Source organism: Protofrankia sp. CiP3, assembly GCF_917627345.1.
In the GTDB taxonomy this organism is placed as follows: domain Bacteria; phylum Actinomycetota; class Actinomycetes; order Frankiales; family Frankiaceae; genus Protofrankia.
Window position 1 is genome coordinate 1 of record NZ_CAKJTM010000023.1, and the last position, 22,415, is coordinate 22,415.

Here is a 22,415-nt window from a genome sequence, read left to right on the forward strand (position 1 = left end):
GCTCCGACGCGGCCTCCGGGGGCTTGCCGGGGGCCGCGGCCGACGGCGCGGCGGATGCGGCCGGTGGCGGTGGCGGTGGCCCTGGCGGAACGGGCAGGTCAGCCGGGCTGGGGGCGGCCGCTACCAGCGGCCCACGCGGTTCCGGAGAACCGGGTGACCGATCGGGCGGGGCGGGTGGGCAGCTGCGTTCCGGCTATGCCCGTGCCCTGCCCGCTCCCGGCGAGGTCTTCCGCCGCCCCGCGCGGGTGGGTGCCATGGCCGGCCTGGCCGTGTTGTTGCTGCCGCTGGTCGGCTTCGCCGCCGAGCTGTTCCACAAGACCATCCACCACAACCGCGAGACCCTGCGCCGCTGGTTCGCCTGGGCGTCGCCGTTCCCGGCCAGGGCCGGGCGGCTGCCGCGGCCGCTGCTCATCGCCGGCTTCTTCCTGCTTGCCACGGCACTTGCGGTGCTGGTGGAGCCAGGAGCCGGGGCGAACGCGGCGACTGTCGCGCTTGTGCTGGGCTTCGCGGTGGCGATCCCGGTCGGCATGCTGCTCTACAGCAAGCCCATCGACACCTACCAGCGGCGGGCGTCCGGTGGCGGGCGCGGTGAACTGGAGGTGCTGCCGGGCGCCGCTGTCGTGGCTGTCGGCTGCGCGCTGCTGTCCTGGGGCGCCGCGTTCAACCCCGGCTATGTGTACGGGCTGATCGCGGAGTACCGCGCCCGGGGCGGGCGGCGGCTGGCCCCGCGTGACGAGGGGCGGGCCGTGCTGGTCGGTGCGCTGGTCATGCTGGCGGTCGCGGTGGCCGCGTGGCTGGTGCGCGTCCCCGTGGTGGCGGCCCTGCGGCGGCACGGCTCCGGCCAGGGCGCGTTCGCCCTCGCGGTCGCTGAGAACGTGCTGTGCCAGGTGGTGGCGGGCGCGGTGGTGGCCGCACCGGTCGTCCTGCTGCCCATTCACTACCTGGACGGCCGCAAGCTGTGGGAGTGGAGCCGCCTGGCCTGGGCCGCGACCTGTGGCGTCGCGCTGACACTTTTCGCGATCCTGGTGCTTGACCCCTCCGGGCTGCTCGGGACGGGCGACGGGCAGGTCTGGCGGCGAGCGGCCTGGCTGTTCGGCGGGTTCGCGGTTCTCTCCGTGCTTTTCTGGGCCTTCTTCCGGATCATGCCGGCACGCCTGCTCGGCCAGCCGGACGAAATGGATAACACAGATAATGCCGATAACACGGATAGCCCGGATGGCACAGACAACATAGACAACATAGACAACGGTGATGGCGGTGATGGTGACGGTGTGGATGGCGACGGCAGGGCGCCGGTGAACAGTCATGACGACGGTGCGGATGATCATGATCGCGCCGATACCATGCCCATCACGATCAGGAGGACGGTGGAGCCGGACACGGTCACGCTAAGCAAGATCCGTTAATAGTGAGGAGCGGGCGTGGATGGTGCGTTGCGGCGGGCGGCCGAGGCCGCGACGGGCTTCATGCCGGCAGGGGAGGGGCTCGCGCTGTACACCGCGGCGGCGGAGGTGCCCGCGGGCGTGCTGATCTGTGAGATCGGCACCTACTGCGGGAAGTCGACGCTGTATCTGGCGGCGGCGGCCAGGCGGGCCGGGGCCACGGTCGTCACCGTCGATCATCACCACGGCTCGGAGGAGAACCAGCCCGGCTGGGAGTACCACGACCCGGCCCTCGTCGATCCCCGTACGGGCCGGCTCGACACCCTGCCGGCGCTGCGGCGCACTCTCGCGGACGCTGGGGTGGCGGATGTGGTGACGGTGGTCGTCGGCCGGTCCGAGGCGGTGGGGCGGTGGTGGACAACACCGGTCGGGCTGTTGTTCCTGGACGGCGGCCACACCCACGAACAGGCTCAGGCCGACTACGAAGCCTGGGCGCGCCACGTCTCGCCCGGCGGCCGGCTGGTCATCCATGATGTGTTCGCGGACCCGGCGGACGGCGGTCAGGCGCCTTTCGCCGTGTTTCAGCGGGCGCTGGGCGAGGGCTTCACCGAGCGGTCACGCACGGGATCGCTGCGGGTCCTCGAACGCACTGCCTGACCGGAGCTTTTCCGGTCGTCCCGCGGGCAGGCCGTCCCCGCGGAACACCGCCTCGGTGACGCCGCCGGTGAGACTGTCGACGGCGAGCAGCACCGCCGCGGCCGTCCAGGTGCTCTGCTCCGGTGGCCAGTACAGCTTTTCGGCGAACTGCCAGCCCGTCCAGTAACTGCCGTCGTTGTGCCGCAGGAACTGGATGTCCTCGAGCAGCCCGGCCGCGGCGCCGCTCTCCCCGACCAGATGCAGCGCGATCGCCAGCTCGCAGGTCTCGGCACCGGTCACCCACGGCTGGTCGGCCACGCACCGGGCGCCGAGGCCGTCGACGACGAAGTCGTCCCACCGGCCATGCAGCCGGTCCCGGCCCCGCGGGCCGCGCAGCGCGCCGCCGATCACCGGGTAGTACCAGTCCATAGACCACCGGCGCTTGTCCACGAAGCGCTCCGGATGGTCGCGCAGAGCGTGGTGCAGGGCGCTGGCAGCCGCCTCCCAGCGGGGCACCGCCTCGCCGAGCGCGGCGGCGAGACCGAGCCCGCAGCGCAGACTGTGCAGGGTGCTGGAGCATCCGGTGAGCAGCGCTTCGGGGTAGGCGGTGCCGTCCGCCGAGCGGGCCCACCAGATCTGGCCGCCGGGGGCCTGCAGGCCCATGACGAAGTCGAGCGCGGCACGTACGACCGGCCACATCCGCCGCAGGAAGGAACGGTCGCCGGTGGCGAGCCAGCTGTGCCAGGCCGCGGTCGCCACGTAGGCGCACTGGTTGCTGTCGGCGAAGTCGTCCTTGATCTGACCGGCGACGTAGCTGGTCGCCCATGATCCGTCGTCCCGCTGGGTATGGCGGATCCAGTCCCAGGCGGCCTCCACGGCTTCGATGGTGTCTGGCCGGCCGGCGATCCGTAGCGCCATCGCGCACTCGAGGTGATCCCACGGGTCGGTGTGCCCGCCCGGATACCAGGGGATGGCGCCGTCGGGTTCCTGGACGGCGACGATCGTGGCCGCGGTCTCGGCGATCGCGTCCGGGGCGAGCGGTGGGGTGGGCTTAACCGGCCGCACGCGGGACCTCCGGTTTGCGCAGATAGAACACGACGCTCTTGCCGATGAGCGGATTGAGCACCCGTTCGGCGAGGCGGGTGGGCCACGGCCGGCGCATCATGTCCCAGACCAGCACCCGGTGGTAGAGCCTGGTCGCGGGGTGGTCGTCGTTGTGCACTCCTACCAGGCAGCGCAGCCACCAGTACGGAGCGTGCAGAGCATGCGCGGTGTGCCTGTCGACGGGGTCGAGCCCCACGGCGCGCAACCGGGCCAGTAGATCGCGTTGCCGGTAGATGCGGATGTGCCCGCCGTCCACGCTGTGGTAGGCGGTCGAGAGGCGCCAGCAGATCCGCTCGGGCAGCCAGGCCGGGACGGTGACCGCGGCGAGCCCGCCGGGGCGCAGCACACGGGCCAGCTCCGCCATGGCGCGGGCGTCGTCCGCGATGTGTTCGAGCACCTCCGCGGCGATGACCCGGTCGAAGGTGGCGTCGGCGAACGGCAGCGCGAGCGCGTCCCCGCGCACGCCGGCGGCCCGTGCCGCCGGCGGCACCTGGCCCTGTGCGGCCATCGCGGCGAACATCTGCCCGACACCGGTGACCTCGGCCGCCGCGTGGTCGAGCGCGACCACCTCCGAGCCTCGGCGGAACGCCTCGAAACCATGCCGGCCCGTGCCGCAGCCGAGATCGAGCAGACGGCAGCCCTCGGTGACCGGGTAGCGGTCGAAGTCGACCGTCAGCATGGGTGCGGGCCGGCCGCCGAGGAGCGCCCGCGCCCGGACCGGACCGCGTCGATCCGGTCCGCGTACCACGCGGCGGTCGCGGTGGTCGCGGCCCGCCAGGAGAAGCGCTCCTTCACCCGGGCGCGGCCGGCGGCGCCCATCCGCGCTCGCAGCGCCGGGTCGTCGAGCAGCCGTCCGATCGCGGCGGCCAGCGCCTCGGCGTCCCCGGGCGCGACGAGCGCGGCGGCCTGCCCGGCCGGCCCGACCACCTCCGGAAGCGCACCGGCCGTGGTCGTGACCAGCGCCACGCCACAGGCCATCGCTTCGACCGCGGGCAGGCTGAAGCCCTCGTGCAGCGACGGCACCACGGCCAGCTCAGCTGACCGCAGCAGCGTGACGAGCTCCGTTTCGGAGAGGTTCGGGCGGAACGTGACGACGCCGGTGAGGCCGAGGTCGTCGACCTGGTGCTCGATGGCGCCACCCGGCCGGGCCGTACCGACGCACACCAGGTGGGCGTCACGTTCGGCCCGGACCTTGGCGAGCGCCTCCAGCAGCACTCCCAGCCCCTTCAGCGGTACGTCCGCGCTGGTCACGACCACGATGCGTCCTGGCGTCGACGCCAAAGCCGACGCCGGGGCGGCGGCGGGGCAGAAGACGTCGGCATCGACACCGAGCGGGACGGTGCGCATCGCCGCCGCGGCCACCCTCATGTCGAGGATGATCTCCTGGCGGGAGCTCTGGGACGGAACGACGATGCCGTCAAGGCTGCGAGCGACCCGGGCCTGCATCGGCAGGAAGGAGTACCAGCGGCGGATGCCGGCACGCGCGGTCCGGTCCGGCGCGGCAGCCAGCGCCAGCCGGCGATCGACGGTGATCGGATGGTGCACCGTCGCCACCACCGGAACGCCGTGCGGGCGCAGCGCCCGGCGCAGGGCGAGCAGGCCGTAGCCGAGGCCCTGGTTGTCGTGGACGATATCGAAGCGGGGCGGGTGGCCGGTATCCGGCCGCAGCGCACGGGCGGCCCGGATGCTGAACGCCAGCGGCTCGGAGAACTGGCCGGTGCGCATCAGGCCGAACTCGACGGCGTCGGCGACGGTGCGCAGCTCCCGTGGGGACGGCCAGCGGAACGGATCGGGCTCGGCGTACAGGTCGAGGCTGGGCAGCGTGCGCAGCTCGATCCCGGGGTCGAGCAGGGGGTAGGGCGGCCCGCTCACCACCGTGACCTGGTGGCCCAGCATGACGAGCTCGCGGGAGAGATGCCGGACGTACACGCCTTGACCGCCGCAGGTGGGGAGACTGCGATATGACAGCAACGCGATCCGCAACGGTGTCCTCTCCATAGGTTCAGATCCATGGGCTCAGATCTGTTTCCCGCCGGTGCCAGCTCGTGTCCCTGTTGCCAGGCGCTCCAAGCCGGCGCGGAGCTGTTTCCGGCACAGTAGGGCATATCCGGTTGATCTTCTCGGGCGTGCGCTGCGGACCGCGGATACCCGTTGGGCGTTGCCGGCCGGGAACGCCTCCCGGGCCCGCGCGCCGAGGCCGAGGCCAGTCAGCCCGTCCTCCAGCACCGGGGGACCGCGGCCAGGCCCGCGCTGAGCGCTTCAGGTCGTCTCGCTGGCGAGCCGTGCGAGTGCGCCACCGGCACGCATGAGGTCCGCCAGATCCTGGTGGCTCAGTTGGCGAAGGCGGCGGGAGTACCAGCTGTCGACGACACGCCGGGATTCCTGGACGGCGGTGAGACCCTTGTCGGAAATCCGCACGATGCACTGGCGGCCGTCGTATTCGTCGTTTTCTTTGATCGCCAGGCCGCGTTCGATCAGCGTTGCCAGCGCGCGTGTCATCGACGGTTTGCGCACACCCTCGACGTGGGCGAGCTGCGTCGGCGTCAGCGGTCCCAGCCGTTGCAGAGTGGACAGGGCTGAAATCAGGCTGAGTGGCAGCGCCCGTGGGTCACGCTGGCGTTCCGCCCGCTGTGAGCGCGCGAGCCTGGTTATCGAGGTTCGCAGCATGGCCACGAACACCGGGTCGAGGCGCTCGTCATCCGGGGCGCTACCGGTACCCGCATGGTTGGCGGTGGTCGGGTAGCGCCCGCGTCCGGTCGACGGTGGGCCGCTGGCCGGTCGTATGGGCACGGTCATTACCGCATGGTAACGACTTTCGCGGTTGATGCCGTGTCGATCAGGTGAGCACCAGTTCCTGGGGGACGACGATGACGTCGACGAGCGCGCCGCGCCGCCACACGGTCAGCTCGACCGGCTTTCCGATGGTGTCCTCGGTCATGAGGCGCTGGAGGTCGCCGGATGCGGCGACCGGCCGCCCGGCGACCGAGAGCACCAGATCGCCGGTGAACAGCCCGGCCCGCCCGGCTGGGCTGTTCACCACGACCTCCGCCAGCCGTACGCCGTGCCGGCGGCCGAACCGCTCCGCCAGGTGCGGCGGGAGCGGAGCCCGGGAACTGGCCACCCCGAGATAGGCCCGCCGGACCCGGCCGTCACGCATGAGGGCGGCGAGGATGCGGCGGGTGGTGTCGTTGACCGGGATGGCGAGCCCGAGGCCGATCCCGGCGACGGCGGTGTTCACGCCGACGAGGTGGGCGTTCGCATCGGCCAGGGCGCCGCCGGAGTTACCCGGGTTGAGAGCGGCGTCGGTCTGGATCACCTCGTCGATGACACGGACGGTCGCGCCGGCCCGGGTCGGCAGCGACCGGCCGAGCGCGCTGACAACCCCTGCCGTGACGCTGCCGGTCAGCCCCAGCGGATTGCCCACGGCGACGACGAGCTGGCCAACGGTAAGCGTTGCGGCATCGCCGAGCGTGGCCGGCGGAGGCGTGCTACCGCGGGCGCGCAGCACGGCGAGATCGGACAGCGGATCGGCGCCGATCACGTCCACAACCCGCTCCGTGCCGTCGGTGAACTCGGCCGTGCCGGTCACGGCGTTCCGTTCCCTGCCCGGCAGGCCGCTGTCGACGACGTGGGCGGAGGTCAGCAGGAAACCGTCGTCGGTGAAAACCACGGCGGACCCAGCGCCCGCACCCGCGCTGGTCCGTACCCGCAGGCTCGCGACAGCGGGGGAGAGCGCGGCGGCGACCCTGGTCACCACCTGCGAGTAGGCGTCCATCGGATCCTGCATCACGGCCTCCCGGCGCCGGTCCCAGACAAGCGATCTGATTACATGTTTACGTCGCTTGCAACATCGCGGCGTCGAGCGGCCTTCCCTGGCCCCTGTCCGCCCAGGGCGGACAGGGGCCAGGGCGGCGGGGCGTCAGTCGACGAGCGCCTTCCGCAGGACATCCAGCTCGGCCTGGGTGATGCCATGGTCGAGCGCCCAGCCGGCCGTGCCGCCCCAGCGCTGGTCGACGGTCTCGAAGAAGGCCCACATCGTCTCGGGCCGGCAACCGATGTCGCCGCGCGCGCTCCTGCCGTAGGTCGGCATCGCGATCAGGCGTTCCCGGATCCGCGGCAGCCGTTCATTGGTCAGGACGTAGTCGTCGACGATCGCTTCGCGCCGGACCCCGACGACATCCAGAACGAGCGCGGCAAGGACACCGGTGCGGTCCTTGCCCGCCGCGCAGTGGAACAGGACCGGTAGCTCGGCTGGCTGGGTGAGCAGCCGCAGCGCCGCCGGCACCGTGCTGCCGGGACGGGTCAGATAGTCCACGTAGTGCTCGACCGTCTCCTGCCTGGATCGCTGTTCGACGATCACCTTGTGTTCGGGGTCGCCGGGCACGAGATAGACGTCGGGAACGAACGCCACATTGCGGTAACGGACCGCGGTCTCCGCGAGCAGCCCGCGGCCCTCGGCCGCCGCTTCCCTCGGCGTCCGCAGATCCAGCACGGTGCGTAGACCGAACCCGTTGACCAGTACGTCCGCACCCTCCACCGTCAGCTGCTGGACTGTGTCACACCGGATCAGAAGCCCCCGCCTGGTCGAGCCACCGTCCGTTGTGGGCAGGTCCCCGAGGTCGCGGGCGTTGTCACAGCCATCAAGGTGGATCCAGCGGTCGGTCACGAAACCCCTTCGGTCGCGGTGGGCAAACGCCGGTGCCACTGGCGGTCGGTCGGCCGCGGCTGGGGCGTCTGAGCCTCCCAGCCTAACCGTGCCAGGTCAGCGGAAGTGGCCTCATACGGCCGCTGACCTGCGCGGACCGCCCGTGTGATCCACTGTCAACATGATGATCATTTGCTCTTTCCTGTGTGTCAGCGGTTGACTTGGTTGGGTTCAGCTGGCAATGTGCGTGCGGTCTCACGGTTTGGGACGTTCGCCCTGAGGTAGAGGTTGATGCGGTGGGTACTGGCAGGATCGTGCGGTTCGACGGGATTCGTGGCTACGGCTTCATCGCGCCTGACGAGGGCGGCGATGACATCTTCATGCATGTGAACGATTTGCAGGATGAAAAGTATCTGTTCCGGCCCGGCGTACTTGTCGAGTTCAAAGCGGAGGAGGGTGACAAGGGCCTGAAGGCCTCGGCTGTCCGTCTTGTCGACCGGGTCGGGGCCGGCCCGTTCTTTCCACGTGCCACCAGCCCGAACCTTGCGGGTTCGGGCACCGACGACGACGAGATGTGCGATGTCCTGACCACCGCCGAGTTTCTCCATGTGCTCACTGAGATACTTGTCGAGGGGGTACCGACGCTGACCGGCGGCCAGATTGGCCAGATACGGCAGCGGCTCCTCGATCTCGCGCGGGCGCGCGGCTGGGTCGAATCCTGACGCTCCGGCCGGCTGGTCCGGCGGGTGGGCCTGCCGTGATGCCCACGGCGGTATGCGGTTCGGCGTTGTCATCCGATGGATGAATTATCCGTTGAGAGTGAGAACGCCGGACGTCGCCATTCCGTTGACGCCTGCGGCTGGCACGGCGGCAGGTGAATGTTTCTGCCGTGCGCTGGGGGCCGGAGAGCATCATCCGCTCGGTCTTCACACGGGTTTTGGCCAGGGACTGCCTGGTGGGTGCCGTGCCTGGCGGGTGCTCCGCCAGGCCGCGGCCCAGGCCGGGGCTGTTGCTTTCTTCGCTGCTGTTCATCGTCTTGGTCGTCGCGGTGGTAGGCGTCCTTGGGACGCCCCTCATCACCAGCGTGGCCACTACTGTCCAGGCGGCGCTCGCCAGCACGCGGCAGCCGCTGACCAGCACTGTGCTCAGCGGCGCTGTGTGCCCAACGCCCCTCATCTTCGGCGTGGGCGCCTTCTCTGCGTGCGGCGGCGCGGGAAGTCACCGGAGATGGTGGGGGGCGACCGGCAAGCCGGGGTAGCCGTGCACCGCGCGGCAATGGATGGGCAGCGATGATGTGAGGCGCGTGCCCCAGCCTCGCGACGCCGCGTCCCTTGTTGCCGGTCGCTCAGAGACGCTCTCAAGGCGCTACTGGACGAAACAGCTGTTCGGCCGGCGACCATGTCGAGCAGCCGTGCTCCCAACCCGCCGTCCGCACAGGCCAACGGCCTGACCCACGACGTGCGCCCACAGCCTCAGATCGGCTCGATGACGTTCTTCCGCGAGTGCCCGTAGACCACCGAGGTACGTACGTCCGCAAGTGCCTGGAGCTCAGTCAGTTTGTCCAGGACCACCGAATGCAGATGGTCGGCGTCGCGAACCGCCACGTGGAGAAGGAAGTCGTCGGTGCCCGTCAGCACGAAGTACCGGCGAATGTGCGCCCAGCACCACAGCGGGTCGACCCCGTCGAGGCGGGCCAGCGACTGGTAGACGGTGAAGAAGTCCGAGGACAGCACCAGCCGGCGGCCCTCGGGCAACGCGGCGGCGTCGCGGTCGATCCCGAAATGCTTCTCCACGACCGCCGCCGAACGGGTCGGGTCCATCCTGAACACCACCGTGTCGCAGGCGACGAACACCCACAGCCACCAGCGGGTGCCGTCCTTGCCCTCGACCCGCTCGAACACCCGCCAACCGGTCTTGTCGGCGTGCACGTGAGACGCAGCGGCGTTACGGGCAGCGACCGCTGTCTCGAGCGGGGCGAGCAGCGCGTGCACGTCCTTCAACGCCCCAGACACACTGCCCTCGGCCAGGTCGAGCCCTTCCGCCGCCAGCGACCGGGCAATACGGTGCAACGGCAGGCCCAGCACGTACTTCTCGGACAGCAACCGGGGCAGGAACCCGGCGGTGAACCGGCCCTTCGCGACCGGCTTCGGCGGCACCGGGGCGGTCGCCGTCCGCGGCCCCGGACAGCCGCACCGCCGCCTGCGGTGCACGACCCGGGTGACCGTCACCCGCCAGTCGGCCTGCTCGCTGTCCTCGGTCCCCACAGGTCCGAACATCGTCCCACACCCGGAACAGGCCCGCTCGCCGACGGGCACGTCGTGGACCTCCTCACGGGTGTCCAGGTGCGAGTAGTCCCGCCGCCCGTGCCCTTTGCTCCCCTGCGCTGGCCGCGTTTCCCAGGCTCCCCGCCCGACGCCGGCTGCCCGTCTGGTCCACCCTCCGCGGCCGACGACGGGCCGCTCTTCTCCGACGAACGACCGAACAGCATCCGGCTGAGCACCGCGACCTGTTCGGACAACTCCTCCACCCGGGCCCGCAGCTCCTCGGCAGCCTCGCCAGTACGCCACGTCGGCGTCGACGACAGCAGGAACGGTGGACACGCCGCCGAGCACACACCACTACCAGCATGCACATCACGCACCAACCCGGCATGTCGCGACAACATCTCGTCAACGCGCGGACGGAGCGACCCTCGATCGATACCCGGTCATTCGCCTGCCCAGGCCAAGTTCCACGGGTTCACCGAACACTTACCATCAAACGGCGCGGTCATGCCAGACAAAGTTGCCATTATCATCGATGGAAGCCTCCAGATAGGCTTGGCGATGAATACCGTGGCAGCGCTTTCGCTGTCAGTCGGGCGTATGGTTGATGGCATTTTGGGCGATGATTCCAAAGACGCCAATGGTCTCACCCATAAGGCGATTACCAGGATTCCCGTGCCGATCCTGAAGAGTGACGCCGAGGGTCTCAAGGAGATTTTTCTACGGGCAAGTGCGTCTGACGGCGTTTTCGTGGTAGATTTCACGACTACCGCCCAGACCTCCCGTACGTACGACGAGTACGAGGAACGTCTGGCCCAGACGGCGACGGCGGATCTTCCCTATATCGGGGTGGCGCTAAGCGGTCCGAAAAAAGATGTCAACAAGCTGGTCGGGAGCCTGCCTCTTTACCGCTGAAACCACGCGTACCTGCGGAATACGCGGGTTGTGGTCGGTGAGCGTCGAGCAGGCATCGCGGGGTTGGGGCACGCACGCCGCGCGTCATCGCTCCCTGTCCAGGGCTGCGCGATGCACGGTACCCGCTCGGCAGTCGCCACTCCACCAGCAGGGTGATTCCCTCCGTCGCCTTGCGATGCGCGCATCCCAACCCCGCTCTTCGATCCGTGCCCTTATTGCTGGGCGTTTTTAATTCGCGTATTCGGGTACGGCAAACTGGCTGTTATGGTTGCGGATGCGTTCACGAAAAGGATTCGCGTGGTATACGCCTATGATTCGGTAGTCGGCGAAGAAACCCAGCTCCTCAAAGGCTCGCATGACCCGCTCCTCGTCAGGATGGCCTTCGATGTCGGCGACAAATTCCGTCGCGAAGAACTGGCCTCTCACCATACAGCTTTCCAGCTTCGTCATGTTCACGCCGTTGGTCGCAAATCCCCCGAGCGCCTTGTAGAGCGCGGATGGGCGGTTTCGCACCCGAAAAACGAAGGTGGAGACGATGGGGCCGATACCAACCGCGGCCCGAAGGTTCTCTGACGAAAGAATCACAAAGCGCGTTGTGTTATGTTCTTCGTCCTTGAGATCGGGCCGCAAGATTTCCAAGCCGTAGATCTCCGCCGCGAGGTGAGTGGCTATCGCCGACCTGGTCGGATCCCTCGCTTCGGCAACCTCCCGGGCACAGCCCGCTGTATCAGCGCCGGCCACCGCGTGGAGACCCAGCTCCCGCAGGGTTACCCGGCATTGCGACAGGGCCTGCGGGTGACTGTGCACGGTCCGTAGCGCCTGAGGATCCGTGCCGACCAATCCCAGGAGCTGGTACTGAATTGGCAAAAAGTATTCTCCGACTATGTAGACTGATGAGTAAGGCAATAGCTGGTGAATGTCTGCCACCGTCCCGGCCGTCGAATTTTCGACGGGAATCATGCCAAGATCGACGATACCTTCCTCGACCGCGTCAAAGCACTCCGCGAATGTCTGGAAGGGAACAGGCTCGTAGTCTGGATATACATCACGGCACGCTTGATGGGAATTAGCTCCTAGTTCACCCTGAAACGCGACTTTTTTGCGTCCTTTGGCCACTCTGGTCCCAACCTACGCTCAGGATACTGATACATGAATCGATCTTTATCGCAGGTTATCATGCGGGCCCGGTGGAACCAGGGCGCCGCGCGGCAGATCGTACGCTGGACGCGGCGCCTGTTGCGAATCTCGCGCTGACGGTCTCTCGGTGGCATCGAGGCCCAGCGGTTGGGGGGATGGATGTGGTCATCGTGGGATCTTTCCCCGACGTTTCTCGCGCTCCGCGGCGTTGGTGATGGCGCGGGCCATCCCACCGAGGACAGCGTGATGGAACGGGGCGATGGCTTTCCAGTAGAGATGACCGGTCAGCCCGTGCGGTTCGAAGATCACTCGTTGGCGGTACAGCGAGCCGTCAGCGTCGGGGGCCGCGGACAGTTCGAGCCAGGCGCGGCCGGGTAGCCGCATCTCAGCACGCAGCCGCAGCAGACGGGGCCGGTCGAGATGCTCCACCCGCCAGCGGTGGAGGGCTTCGCCCGGATACAGGCGGTGGTGGTCGTGGCCGCCTCGCCGTAGGCCGGCGCCGCCGATGAGCCGGTCCAGCCAGCCCCGCGGCGACCAGGCCAGCGGGAAGGAGCACCAGTCGTGTTCACCGCCGATGGACTCGATGAACTGCCACAGCACCTGCGCGTCCGCGCTGGTGTGGCGTTCGCGGATGTCCTCGTAGCTGCTGCCGCCCGACCATGCGGGGTCGGAGGGCATCGGGTCGGAGGGCAAGGGGTCGGAGGGCGGCATGGCCGCGCCGGAGCGGCGGGCGGGCATGCCCGCGTGACGGATGTGGGCCAGCGCGAGTTCAACGGCCCGCTCGTAGGAGGCCGGGCCACCATCCGGCTCCGGGATGTGGGTGGTGATATCGCGGTCGTGGCAGACGACCTCGTGCACCAGCGACTCGATGAGTGGTACGGCGATGCTGTGCGGTACCGGTGTCACCAGGTTCACCCACTGCGCCGAAAGCCACGGGGTGAGTACCGGCACCAAGGCTATGACACGACGCGGCAGGCCGGCCACGGCGGCATAGCGGCGCATCATGTCCAGATAGGTGAGGACGGTCGGGCCACCGATGTCGAAACGGCGGTTGATCGTGCCCGGAAGCGCGGCGGCGTGCGTAAGGTAGTGCAGGACATCGCGTATTGCGATCGGCTGGACGCGATTGTTCACCCATCGCGGAGTGACCATAGCCGGGAGGCGTTCGGTGAGATAACGCAGCATCTCGAAGCTGGCTGAACCAGCACCGATAATGACTGCGGCTTGCAGTGCGATGGTCGGTACGCCGGAGTCGAGCATGATCTGCCCGACTTCGGCCCGGGAGGCCAGATGCGGAGATAGCGGCTGTCCATCCGGAGTGATGCCGCCCAGGTAGACGATCCGGCGCACCCCGGCCGCGTGTGCCTGCCCGGCGACGGTGCGAGCGGCGTGACGGTCCAGCTCGACGAAGTCGTGCCGGTGCAGCGAATGTACGAGGTAGTAGATGACATCCTGCCCGGCCACTGCGCTGGCGACGCTGGTGGCCTCGGTAACGTCACCAGCCGCGATCTCGGCTCGGTCGTGCCACGGTACATCGGTCAGCCGGCTCGGGTCGCGGGCCACCGCCCGCACGTCGTGACCGGCACGTAGGAGTTCGGGTACCAGACGGCCGCCGATGTAACCGGTCGCCCCGAACACGACACATCGCATGCCATCGATGTTCCCCCACCCGGGAGTCGAGTTCCAAGCGGCATTGGCGATCATTGTACATTGGTAATGAATGCATGCAATGGTTGCGATGTGGGCTGGTTGATCCAGCACAACGAACTGTCAAGTTCTGGAAAGCTGCTCGTGGTGGCTTTATTTATGTGGCAGTATCAGGTTCATGCCCGAGGTGGGGGGAATCGACGCTGAACAGGTGGTCCGGCGGGACCCGGATTTCTTGATTTCTTACGCTCAGAACGACCAGCGGTGGGCGGAGTGGATCGCCTGGCAACTGGAGGATGTTGGTTACCTGACGCTGATAGAGGCCTGGGACGGTGTCCCTGGAACGCACTGGGTGGCGGGCATAGGTGCGAGCGCCACATGCGCGCGGCGCGTGATCGTACTGCTTTCGAAGGCCCATGTGCATGTGCTGCGGGCATATGGTGTGAAGTCCGCGTTGGATGGTGACCAGGACGGGTTTGACCGCAGGCTTGTACCGATCAAAGTGGAGGACTGCTCCGTACCACCGGAAATCAGCCACATCAGATCAATAGACCTGTTCGTGCTGCCGCCCGGCGAACCGCCGCGCGACGCCGCGCGGCGGCGGCTGCTTGCCGCCATCGAGAGCGCTTTGGCCGGCCGGGCGAAACCCGGTCGCGAGCCTATGCTTCCGGGCCAGGCGCGATCGATGCCCGAGCCGCCCTTCCCCACCCCCGGTAAGCCGTTCGGCGATATGGGCCGGGTGGTCGTGGAAAGCGTGACGGCCGACGATCCGGCGGGGTCGGAGGCGTTTGTCGGCCGGGGTGCTGAGCTGGCGAAGCTGATGGGGCTGCTGGCGTCGGCCGGTGCCAGGTCCGGCACCGGCGCGCGGCCGGCCGCGGTGGTGATCGGACCGGGCGGGACGGGAAAGACGGCGCTGGTACGCCGCGCCGCCGCTCACGCGGTGGGCAAGGGCTGGTTTTCCGGTGGCGCCTTCATCGTTGACCTGCAGGGTTACGGCCGCCATCCAGGGATCGGCGCGGATCAGGTTTACCGTCCTTTGCTTGTCGCCCTTGACCAGGCTCAGGAGCTCCCCGCCACGCTCGGCGAACAGGCCGCAGTTTACTACCGCATGCTGGCTGAACAGGCCAAAGCCGGAAAACCGGTACTACTGGTGCTCGATAACGTCTCGCATGTGGATCAGATCGCCGGTCTGCTGACCGAGCACCCGGCCCATCGGGTATTGGTGACGTCCCGAAAGAACGTTTTCGATCTTGTTGATCATCAGGTCGTCGAGCTGGGTGCCCTCGCCCCCTCGGACGCGGTAAAGCTCCTCGGCCGTGTGCTTCGCGATCGTGACCCGTCCGACCAGCGAGTGGCCCAGCAGCGTGGCGCGGTTGACGAGCTGGCCAAACTGTGCGGATGGTGGCCCCTCGCCCTGCGCATCGCCGGCACGCTGCTGGCTGACAGCCCGCGGCTGGCTGTGACCGGCCTGGTCGCGGACCTCGCTGACGTCCCCGTTCCGATTGCCTGTCCGGACAATATTGCCTGCCCGGACAATGACGAGAGGCTGCTGGCGCCGATCCTCACGCTTTCCTGGGAGCGCATGGTACGTCATGACCCGGCCGCGGCTGAGCTGTTCTGGCTGTTACCGGTCAATCCCGGTGCGGAGATATCGACTGAGGCGGCGGCAGCGCTGGTCGGTTGGCAGCCGTGGCGGGCAAGCTGGAAGCTGCGCACGTTGCAGCGGGCCCATCTGGTCAGGCCCGCCAACGCCCCGGGGCGTTGGCGGATGCATGATGTGATCGCCTCGTACGCCGCCCAGCGGCTCCCCGGGCCTCCCTCGTTGCCCGCCAGTGGCGCTGACGTCCGTGCGCACGCATTCGACCGGCTGCTTTGCTACTACCAGGCACAGGCCGCCGATATGGCGCGGCGAGCGGGATGGTTCCTGCTGCGCCACAGCCGGCCCGCTGCTGCCTCACGAGTACCGCTCGACTGGGAAGCGCGCCACCAGGCGTTGGCCTGGTTCACGGTCGAGGAGCCGAATCTGCTCGGCTGCATCGAGCGTGCCGCGCGGCACGATCATCGCGCGGTCGAGCGGGGCCGTGCTTCGGCGCTCATAACCCGTGTCGAAGCGGTGACCGGCCGCCAGCTAAGCCAGTTAAGCCGGGTGGGAGATGCCTGGAGCTGGTGGCCAACTGTCGGTGGCCGGCGGCGGACTAGCTGGCATCGACAACGGATGGTAGTTGCCCTGATTGATGCCATGGCAGGCTATCTCCGTAACAACGGGCCGTGGGAGAATGCGGCGAAACTGCACCATCTGGCCGCTGATGTCGCCGAACGGTGTGGTGACGCCCGCGCCCGGGGTATCGCGCTCAACGACCTCGGGATCACCTACCGTCTGTTGGGCCATCAGCGGCAGGCGGTGGAGATCCTGACGGACACCGCCGAGCTGTTTCGTCGGCTTGACCGGTTCCAGCGCCTGGGCCTACCGGTGGGCGGTACCCGCACGGCCCTGCTCGGCCAGGCCAACGCGCTCAATGAGCTGGGTATCGTCCACAATGAGGGTGAATCCTACGAGGACGCGCTCAAGCTGTTGGAAGAGGCGCTGCGGCTGTATCGTGCGGTCGCCGATGAGGTTGGCGTCGCCAACGCGTCCAAGAACCTTGGCGTCGCTGTCTTCAACGTCGGCTGGTCCGTCGGGAGGAAGGACCCCGCGATGCGGGACGCGGCGCGCGAGCTGTTGAACGAAGCGTTGCGTCAGTATGACACAATCAATGACAATCTCGGGGTTGCTGAGGTCCGCAACCACCTGGGCCGATTGTGGCTGAAGTCTGGCGCACCCGACCGGGCGCGCGACGAATTCGACGGCGCCCGGAAGCTGGCGGTGCGGGCGGGCAGCCGGCTCGAGGAGGCCAGGGCATGGCGGGGAATCGGTGAGTGCCAGGCGAGTGGCCACGAGTACGCCCAGGCCATCTCCTCGTTCGAACACGCCCGGGACGGCTATTTCAGCGTCGGCGCCGGCAAGGACCTGGATGACGTCAGGGAGCGGCTGGCGGTTCTTCGGGCTGGCCCGCCGCTCGATACTCGTTAAATCGTCTCAGCGCGGTCCGGGTGATTTCCTCCGGCGCGGCGGAGGCGTCGACCACGGTGCCTCTCTCGCCGGGAAGCAACGGTTCCAACGTCTGAAGCTGCGAGTCCACCAACGACGCCGGCATAAAATGGCCGTGTCGGCTGGCCACCCGTTCGACGGCGCGCGCGCGGTCGATGTCCAGGTGAAGAAACCACGCGTCGGGGTACGCCTCGCGCAGCCGGTCCCGGTACTGGAACCTGAGCGCGGAGCACGACACCACCCCACCCTTGTCGGTGTTCACCTGATCCCGGATCCAGGCCGCGATGGCAGCCAGCCACGGCCGCCGGTCGTCGTCGTCAAGCGCCTGCCCGGCCGTCATCTTCGCGACGTTGGCCGGCGGATGGAACGAGTCGGCCTCCGCATAGACGACACCCAGCCGCTCCGCGAGCAGATGGCCGATCGTGGTTTTCCCACTGCCAGCCACTCCCATTACCACGGCGATCGGCGGTGAGATGATTGCGGACCGGGTCATCCGTATTCTCCTGGGTGCGTTTGCGAGGAGCGCACGTTGGCGGGTGGAGAGCGCACATTAGCAGATGCGGGGGAGCTGCTCGCCGACGAGCATGTCGACGATGCGGGTGCCGCCCAGCAGGGTGCGCATGACGACCCGGCCGGGATGGGCGGCGACGACCGTGCCGAGGCGGGCGGCGTGCCGGCCCTCGGGCAGGGCGCGCATCGCGGCCAGCACGGCGTCGGCGGCCTCGGGCGCGAGGACGGCGACGAGGCAGCCTTCGTTGGCGACGTGCAGCGGGTCCAGGCCGAGGACCTCGCAGGCGGCGGCCACCGCGGCCGGGATGGGCACGGCCTGTTCCTCGATCTCGATCCCGGCTCCGGACGCGGCGGCGATCTCGTTCAGCGCGGACGCCACACCGCCGCGGGTGGGGTCGCGCATCGCGCGCAGTCCCGCGCCACCGCCCACCACCATGGCCGCGACCAGCCGGTGCAGGGGACGGGTGTCCGAGGTGATCGCGCTGTCGAAGCCGAGGGACTCCCGGGCGCTCAGGATGGCCGTGCCGTGCGCGCCGAGCGGCCCGGAGAGCACGATGACGTCCCCGGGGCGGGCGGATCCGGCCGAGACACGTGCGCCGGGCAGGCGGCGGCCGATCCCGGTCGTGGTCACGAAGATCCCGTCCGCGCCACCGCGACCGACGACCTTGGTGTCTCCGGTGACGACGGGCACGCCGACAGCGGCCGCGGCCGCGCCGACCGAGGCTGTCACCCGCCGTAGATCCTCAAGCGGGAAACCCTCCTCGATGACGTAGGCGACGGCCAGGGCCAGCGGGCTGGCGCCCATCATCGCCAGGTCGTTGACGGTGCCGTGCACGGCCAGCGAGCCGATGTCGCCGCCGGGGAAGAAGAGCGGGCTCACCACGAAGGAGTCGGTGCTCAGCACCACGGTCGTGCCGTCGATGTCGAGCACGGCCGCGTCCTCGGGAACGCCGGCCGGCGCGGCCGCGCCGAGGGCCGGGAGGAGCACGTCATGCAGGAGCTCGGCGGACAGCTGCCCGCCGCTGCCGTGGCCGAGCATGACCTTCTCGGTCTCCGCCAGCGGCAGCGGGCAGCTGGCGCCGGTCAGGTCGGTAGCGGCCGGGCTGAGGATGCTGGGACCGGGGGCGGCTGGGCTGGAAATGGTCATGATGTTTCCGCGGCTGCTGCCGCCGGCAGCCGGCCGGCGCTCGCCGCCGGGCCGGTACCCATCGCCGGGCCGGCAGCTGTGGTCCGGCCGGCACTGTGGAAGGCGGCGCAGGTCCCTTCGCTGGACACCATGGGTGCGCCCAGCGGGGTACGCGGCGTGCACGCGGCACCGTACGCCGCGCAGTCGGTCGGTAGGCGCGTTCCGGTGAGAATGGCCCCGGCGATGCAGGCCGGATGTTCCCGCGTGCTCAGGCCGGCCACGGCGAAGCGTGTCTCGGCGTCATAGGAGGCGAACTCGTCCGCGAGCGCGAAACCGCTCATCGGGATGGTGCCGATGCCCCGCCACATCCGGTCACGGACACCGAACACACGTCCGATGGCCGCCTGCGCCTGGATGTTCCCGGCCCGCCGCACGGCGCGGACGTACTGGTTCTCCACCTGCGCACGGCCTTCTTCGAGCTGGCGCACCGCCATGAGGATGCCCTCCAGGATGTCGAGTGGCTCAAATCCGGTCACGACGACCGGGATCTGGTAACGCCGCGACAGCGGCTCGTATTCGGCCCATCCCATGACGGCACAGACGTGGCCGGCGGCCAGGAACGCCTGCACCTGGCAGCCCGGCGCGTCCAGCAGCGCGGTCATCGCCGGCGGGACGAGCACATGGCTGACCAGGACGCTGAAGTTCGTCAGGCCGAGCGCGTGGGCGCGCAGCACCGCCATGGCGTTCGCGGGCGCCGTCGTCTCGAACCCCACGGCGAAGAAGACCACCTCGCGGTCGGGGCACGCCGCGGCGATGCGGACGGCGTCCAGCGGTGAGTAGACGACCCGGACATCGCTGCCGCGGGCCCGCATGGCGAGCAGGTCGGTGCTCGTCCCCGGAACCCTGAGCATGTCACCGTAGGAGGTGAGGATGACCTCGGGGCGCCCGGCGATGGCCAGTGCCTTGTCGATGAGTTCCAGCGGTGTCACGCATACGGGACAGCCAGGTCCGTGGATCATCCGGATCCCCGCGGGCAGCAGTTCGTCGATGCCCTGGCGGACGATGGTGTGGGTCTGGCCGCCGCAGACCTCCATCAGCGTCCATGGCCGCGACGTCACTGTGTGAATCTTGGTGAGCAGCCGCCGGGCGAGCGCCGGCTCGCGGTACTCGTCGAGATACCTCATCGGGCCTCCTGGGCTGGCTCGGCGCCAAGCTCCTCGTCGAGCGCTCCCATCGCGTGCAGGATCTCCAGCGTGCGCCGGGCCTCGGCCTCGTCCACGAGGCTGATGGCGAAGCCGACATGGACGATGACGTAGTCCTCCACCCGTGCCTGGGGCACGTAGCCGAGACAGACCTCGCGGGTCACGCCCGCGAAGTCGACCGTGCCCATGAGCAGGCCGGCGACTTCGGTCGTCGCCACGACACGGCCTGGTATACCGAGACACACGGGCTTATTCCCCCCTCAGTCGCGCCGCGGCCACCGCGGCCTGGCCATAGCTCACTCCGCCGTCTCCGGCCGGGACCCGTTCGTTGAGCAACGGGGTGAGGCCGGCGGCCGCCAACGCCGCGGGGAGGGTTTCGGCAAGCAGCTGGTTGTGCATGACCCCGCCGGACAGGCAGACCGTTCGCAACCGGTGACGCCGCGCGGCATCGGTGCACAGGGCGACGGTGACCGCGACGATCGTGGCGTGGAACCGGGCGGCGAGGACGCCGACGGCGACCCGGGCGTGCAGTCCCTCCACCAGCGCCCGCAGCGTCGGCCGCGGGTCGTAGACGAGCAGGCCGCCATGACCGACGATCCGCCAGGGCAGCTCGACGGCGCGGGCGTGCCCAGCGGCCGCTGGGCCCGGCGTGCTGACCGCGGGCGTTGCGGCCGCCAGCGCGGCGGCTTCCACCGCGGCGGCGGCCTCACCTTCGTAGGTCACCTCCTCGCACAGGCCGAGCAGTGCCGCGACGGCGTCGAACAGCCGCCCCGCGCTGGAGGCGACGGGGCAGTTGACGCCGCGCTCGATCATCCGGGCGGCTACGGACACCTCACGATCCGTCAACCGGTCCAGGAACGGCGCGGCGAGGCGCCGGCCTGTCGCCGAGGTGCCGATGGCCGGCACGCCGCCGAGAGGTTCCGCGCCGAACAGGTAGCCCAGCGCCACCCGGGCGGGACGGCGCAGCGCCGCGGTACCACCGGGCAACGGTGCCCGGCCGAACCGGGCCACCCGCCGATAGGAGACGAGGTCCGCGACCAGCACTTCACCGCCCCACAGGGTGCCGTCATCGCCGAGCCCCAGGCCGTCGTAGGCGACGCCGATGAACCGTCCGGTGACACCGTGCTCGGCGGCGCAGGACGCCACGTGCGCATGGTGGTGCTGCACGGCGACGCGCGGCCGCGCGCCGCTCATCATCGCGTACCGGCTGGAAAGCGCGTACTGGGTGGAAAGATAGCCGGGGTGCGGATCGTGGACGATGACACGCGGGGTGATGCCGGTCATTGCGCACAGGTGCGCGAGACTGCGTTCGAACGCCATCAGCGTGGGCTGCTGGGAAAGGTCGCCCGTATGCGGCCCGACGACGGCGGTCGTCCCCTCGGCCAGGGTGAACGTGTGTTTGAGCTGCGCGCCGACGGCGAGCAGCGGCTCGCCGGCAGAGACGGGGAGCCGCAGCGGCCGCGGTGCATAACCGCGAGCGCGCCGGATCATCGACCCACGCCCCGCGACGACCCGGACGACGGAGTCGTCGTAGGGAGAGCGGATGGCCCGGTCGTGGCTCAGGAACCCGTCGGCCACGGTGGCGAGACGGTCCCGGGCCTCGGCGTCGTCGATCACGATCGGTTCGCCTGAGGAGTTCCCGCTGGTGACGACGAGCGGTCTGCCCAGCTCGCCGAGGAGCAGCTGGTGCAGGGGGGTGGCGGGCAGGAACAGCCCGAGCCGTGGGGCGCTCGCCCCGACCGCGCCCGCGAGAACACCATCGTGGGCGCGCCGCAGCAGCACCACCGGCCGTGCGACCGATGTCAACAGGCCCGCCTCCACCGTGTCGATGTCGGCCAGTGCCCGCGCCGCGTCCAGATCGGTCACCATGACCGCGAACGGTTTGGTTGGACGGTGCTTGCGTGCCCGCAGCCGGGCGACGGCCGCGCCGTTGGTCGCGTCACACACGAGCTGGTAGCCGCCCAGCCCCTTGAGCGCCACGGTGCCGCCACTGTCGATCATCGCGACAGCGGCGGCCAGTGCGGCCGAGCCGGCTGTCGACGCGGCTGGCTGGGGATCCGTCCGCGGGCCCCGGCCGCCGGCCGGGGCCCACCAGGCGAGCTGGGGGCCGCAGGCCGGACACGCGATCGGCTCGGCGTGGAACCGCCGGTCGCCCGGGTCGGTGTACTCGCGGGCGCAGTCGTCGCACATGGGGAAGGCCCGCATCGTCGTGCGCGTGCGGTCGTACGGGAGGGTGTCGACGATCGTGGCCCGGGGGCCGCAGTCGGCGCAGTTGACAAAGGGGTACCGGTACCGGCGGTCGTTCGGGTCGAACAGTTCGGCCAGGCAGGCCTCGCAGGTGGCGACGTCGGCGGGCACCTCGCGGACGTGGCTGGCCGATGCCGATGCCGACGTAGGGGCCGATGCCGGCGCGGCCGGCCGGCCCGTCGATGGCCCGACCCGGAATCCCGAGCGCGGACGCGGAATCCGGGCGGACAGCTCGGTGACCCGGACGTCGCGTACCCGGGCCAGCGGCGGGGCGTCCGTGCGCAGCCGGGACGCGAGAGCGGCGAGCGCTCCGGGCGGGCCGGCCGCCTCGATCACGACCCGGCCGTCGTCGTTGCGCACCCAGCCGTCCAGCCCGAGGCTGGTGCCCAGACGGTAGACGAACGGACGGAAACCGACCCCCTGCACGGTCCCGTGGACCTCAAGCCGGTGTGCCACGCGCTCGCGCCGTCCGGCGGTGTCGTCAGGCCGGATCATGACCGTAAGTCTTGCCG

General features: G+C 69.5%; 20 protein-coding genes. 6 read left to right on the forward strand and 14 right to left on the reverse strand.

Annotated features, from left to right (window positions below; all coding sequences use genetic code 11):
- Both MJ797_RS11170 and MJ797_RS11175 read left to right on the forward strand, forming a co-directional pair.
- Positions 1-1,406: FGLLP motif-containing membrane protein (locus MJ797_RS11170; protein WP_239334256.1), on the forward strand; the 1,406-nt coding region annotated here is incomplete at its 5' end.
- Between the two features lie 15 nt (positions 1,407-1,421).
- Positions 1,422-2,039 carry a class I SAM-dependent methyltransferase gene (locus tag MJ797_RS11175; RefSeq protein ID WP_239334257.1) on the forward strand — a complete coding sequence of 206 codons (618 nt, stop codon included), beginning with the start codon at positions 1,422-1,424 and terminating at the stop codon, positions 2,037-2,039.
- On the opposite strand, the gene MJ797_RS11180 is transcribed toward MJ797_RS11175, so the two are convergent.
- The 6 genes from MJ797_RS11180 to MJ797_RS11205 all read right to left on the reverse strand — a co-directional run bounded on the left by MJ797_RS11180 (position 1,998) and on the right by MJ797_RS11205 (position 7,788).
- The gene (locus MJ797_RS11180; protein ID WP_239334258.1) at positions 1,998-3,083 is read right to left on the reverse strand and encodes a hypothetical protein; all 1,086 of its coding nucleotides are present in this window, start codon (positions 3,081-3,083) and stop codon (positions 1,998-2,000) included. The genes MJ797_RS11175 and MJ797_RS11180 overlap by 42 nt on opposite strands.
- On the reverse strand, positions 3,070-3,801 hold the full coding sequence (locus MJ797_RS11185; protein WP_239334259.1) for a class I SAM-dependent methyltransferase: 732 nt from the start codon (positions 3,799-3,801) through the stop codon (positions 3,070-3,072). The genes MJ797_RS11180 and MJ797_RS11185 overlap by 14 nt, the downstream gene beginning before the upstream one ends.
- Entirely contained in the window at positions 3,795-5,120 is a 1,326-nt protein-coding gene (locus tag MJ797_RS11190; protein ID WP_239334260.1) for a glycosyltransferase family 4 protein, read from the reverse strand. The genes MJ797_RS11185 and MJ797_RS11190 overlap by 7 nt, the downstream gene beginning before the upstream one ends.
- A gap of 261 nt (positions 5,121-5,381) precedes the next feature.
- A complete protein-coding gene (locus tag MJ797_RS11195; protein WP_239334261.1) occupies positions 5,382-5,912 on the reverse strand; it encodes a MarR family winged helix-turn-helix transcriptional regulator in 531 nt (176 codons plus the stop codon).
- A 46-nt stretch (positions 5,913-5,958) separates the two neighbouring features.
- Positions 5,959-6,909, reverse strand: a complete 951-nt coding sequence (locus tag MJ797_RS11200; protein ID WP_239334262.1) for a S1C family serine protease — start codon at positions 6,907-6,909, stop codon at positions 5,959-5,961.
- A gap of 132 nt (positions 6,910-7,041) precedes the next feature.
- The gene (locus tag MJ797_RS11205; RefSeq protein ID WP_239334263.1) at positions 7,042-7,788 is read right to left on the reverse strand and encodes a tyrosine-protein phosphatase; all 747 of its coding nucleotides are present in this window, start codon (positions 7,786-7,788) and stop codon (positions 7,042-7,044) included.
- Positions 7,789-8,063: 275 nt separating this feature from the next.
- Between MJ797_RS11205 and MJ797_RS11210 the strand changes: the two genes are divergently transcribed.
- Positions 8,064-8,489 carry a cold-shock protein gene (locus MJ797_RS11210; protein WP_239334264.1) on the forward strand — a complete coding sequence of 142 codons (426 nt, stop codon included), beginning with the start codon at positions 8,064-8,066 and terminating at the stop codon, positions 8,487-8,489.
- Between the two features lie 233 nt (positions 8,490-8,722).
- A complete protein-coding gene (locus MJ797_RS11215; protein WP_239334265.1) occupies positions 8,723-9,025 on the forward strand; it encodes a hypothetical protein in 303 nt (100 codons plus the stop codon).
- Positions 9,026-9,239: 214 nt separating this feature from the next.
- Here MJ797_RS11215 and MJ797_RS11220 read toward each other — a convergent pair whose 3' ends face one another.
- A complete protein-coding gene (locus MJ797_RS11220; protein WP_239334266.1) occupies positions 9,240-10,043 on the reverse strand; it encodes a transposase in 804 nt (267 codons plus the stop codon).
- A gap of 495 nt (positions 10,044-10,538) precedes the next feature.
- Between MJ797_RS11220 and MJ797_RS11225 the strand changes: the two genes are divergently transcribed.
- Complete coding sequence (locus MJ797_RS11225) at positions 10,539-10,946, forward strand: DUF2000 domain-containing protein (RefSeq protein WP_239334267.1); 408 nt, start codon at positions 10,539-10,541, stop codon at positions 10,944-10,946.
- Positions 10,947-11,174: 228 nt separating this feature from the next.
- Here the strand turns inward: MJ797_RS11225 and MJ797_RS11230 are convergent, their stop codons facing one another.
- On the reverse strand, positions 11,175-12,062 hold the full coding sequence (locus MJ797_RS11230) for a prephenate dehydratase (protein ID WP_239334268.1): 888 nt from the start codon (positions 12,060-12,062) through the stop codon (positions 11,175-11,177).
- A 186-nt stretch (positions 12,063-12,248) separates the two neighbouring features.
- Positions 12,249-13,733 (reverse strand): SDR family oxidoreductase, encoded by a 1,485-nt coding sequence (locus MJ797_RS11235; protein ID WP_374581996.1) that lies wholly within the window; start codon positions 13,731-13,733, stop codon positions 12,249-12,251.
- A gap of 184 nt (positions 13,734-13,917) precedes the next feature.
- Between MJ797_RS11235 and MJ797_RS11240 the strand changes: the two genes are divergently transcribed.
- A complete protein-coding gene (locus MJ797_RS11240) occupies positions 13,918-16,800 on the forward strand; it encodes a tetratricopeptide repeat protein (RefSeq protein WP_239334270.1) in 2,883 nt (960 codons plus the stop codon).
- Here the strand turns inward: MJ797_RS11240 and MJ797_RS11245 are convergent.
- The 5 genes from MJ797_RS11245 to hypF form a co-directional block, all read right to left on the reverse strand.
- Positions 16,748-17,311, reverse strand: a complete 564-nt coding sequence (locus MJ797_RS11245) for a gluconokinase (RefSeq protein WP_239334271.1) — start codon at positions 17,309-17,311, stop codon at positions 16,748-16,750. The two genes, MJ797_RS11240 and MJ797_RS11245, sit on opposite strands and share 53 nt — an antisense overlap.
- A 57-nt stretch (positions 17,312-17,368) precedes the next feature.
- A complete protein-coding gene (gene hypE / locus MJ797_RS11250) occupies positions 17,369-18,367 on the reverse strand; it encodes a hydrogenase expression/formation protein HypE (protein WP_239334313.1) in 999 nt (332 codons plus the stop codon).
- Between the two features lie 104 nt (positions 18,368-18,471).
- A complete protein-coding gene (gene hypD, locus MJ797_RS11255; protein WP_239334272.1) occupies positions 18,472-19,638 on the reverse strand; it encodes a hydrogenase formation protein HypD in 1,167 nt (388 codons plus the stop codon).
- Complete coding sequence (locus MJ797_RS11260) at positions 19,635-19,901, reverse strand: HypC/HybG/HupF family hydrogenase formation chaperone (RefSeq protein WP_239334273.1); 267 nt, start codon at positions 19,899-19,901, stop codon at positions 19,635-19,637. The genes hypD and MJ797_RS11260 overlap by 4 nt, the downstream gene beginning before the upstream one ends.
- A 4-nt stretch (positions 19,902-19,905) precedes the next feature.
- Positions 19,906-22,398, reverse strand: coding sequence for a carbamoyltransferase HypF (gene hypF / locus MJ797_RS11265; RefSeq protein ID WP_239334274.1), 2,493 nt, complete (start codon positions 22,396-22,398; stop codon positions 19,906-19,908).
- Between the last annotated feature and the right edge of the window lie 17 nt (positions 22,399-22,415).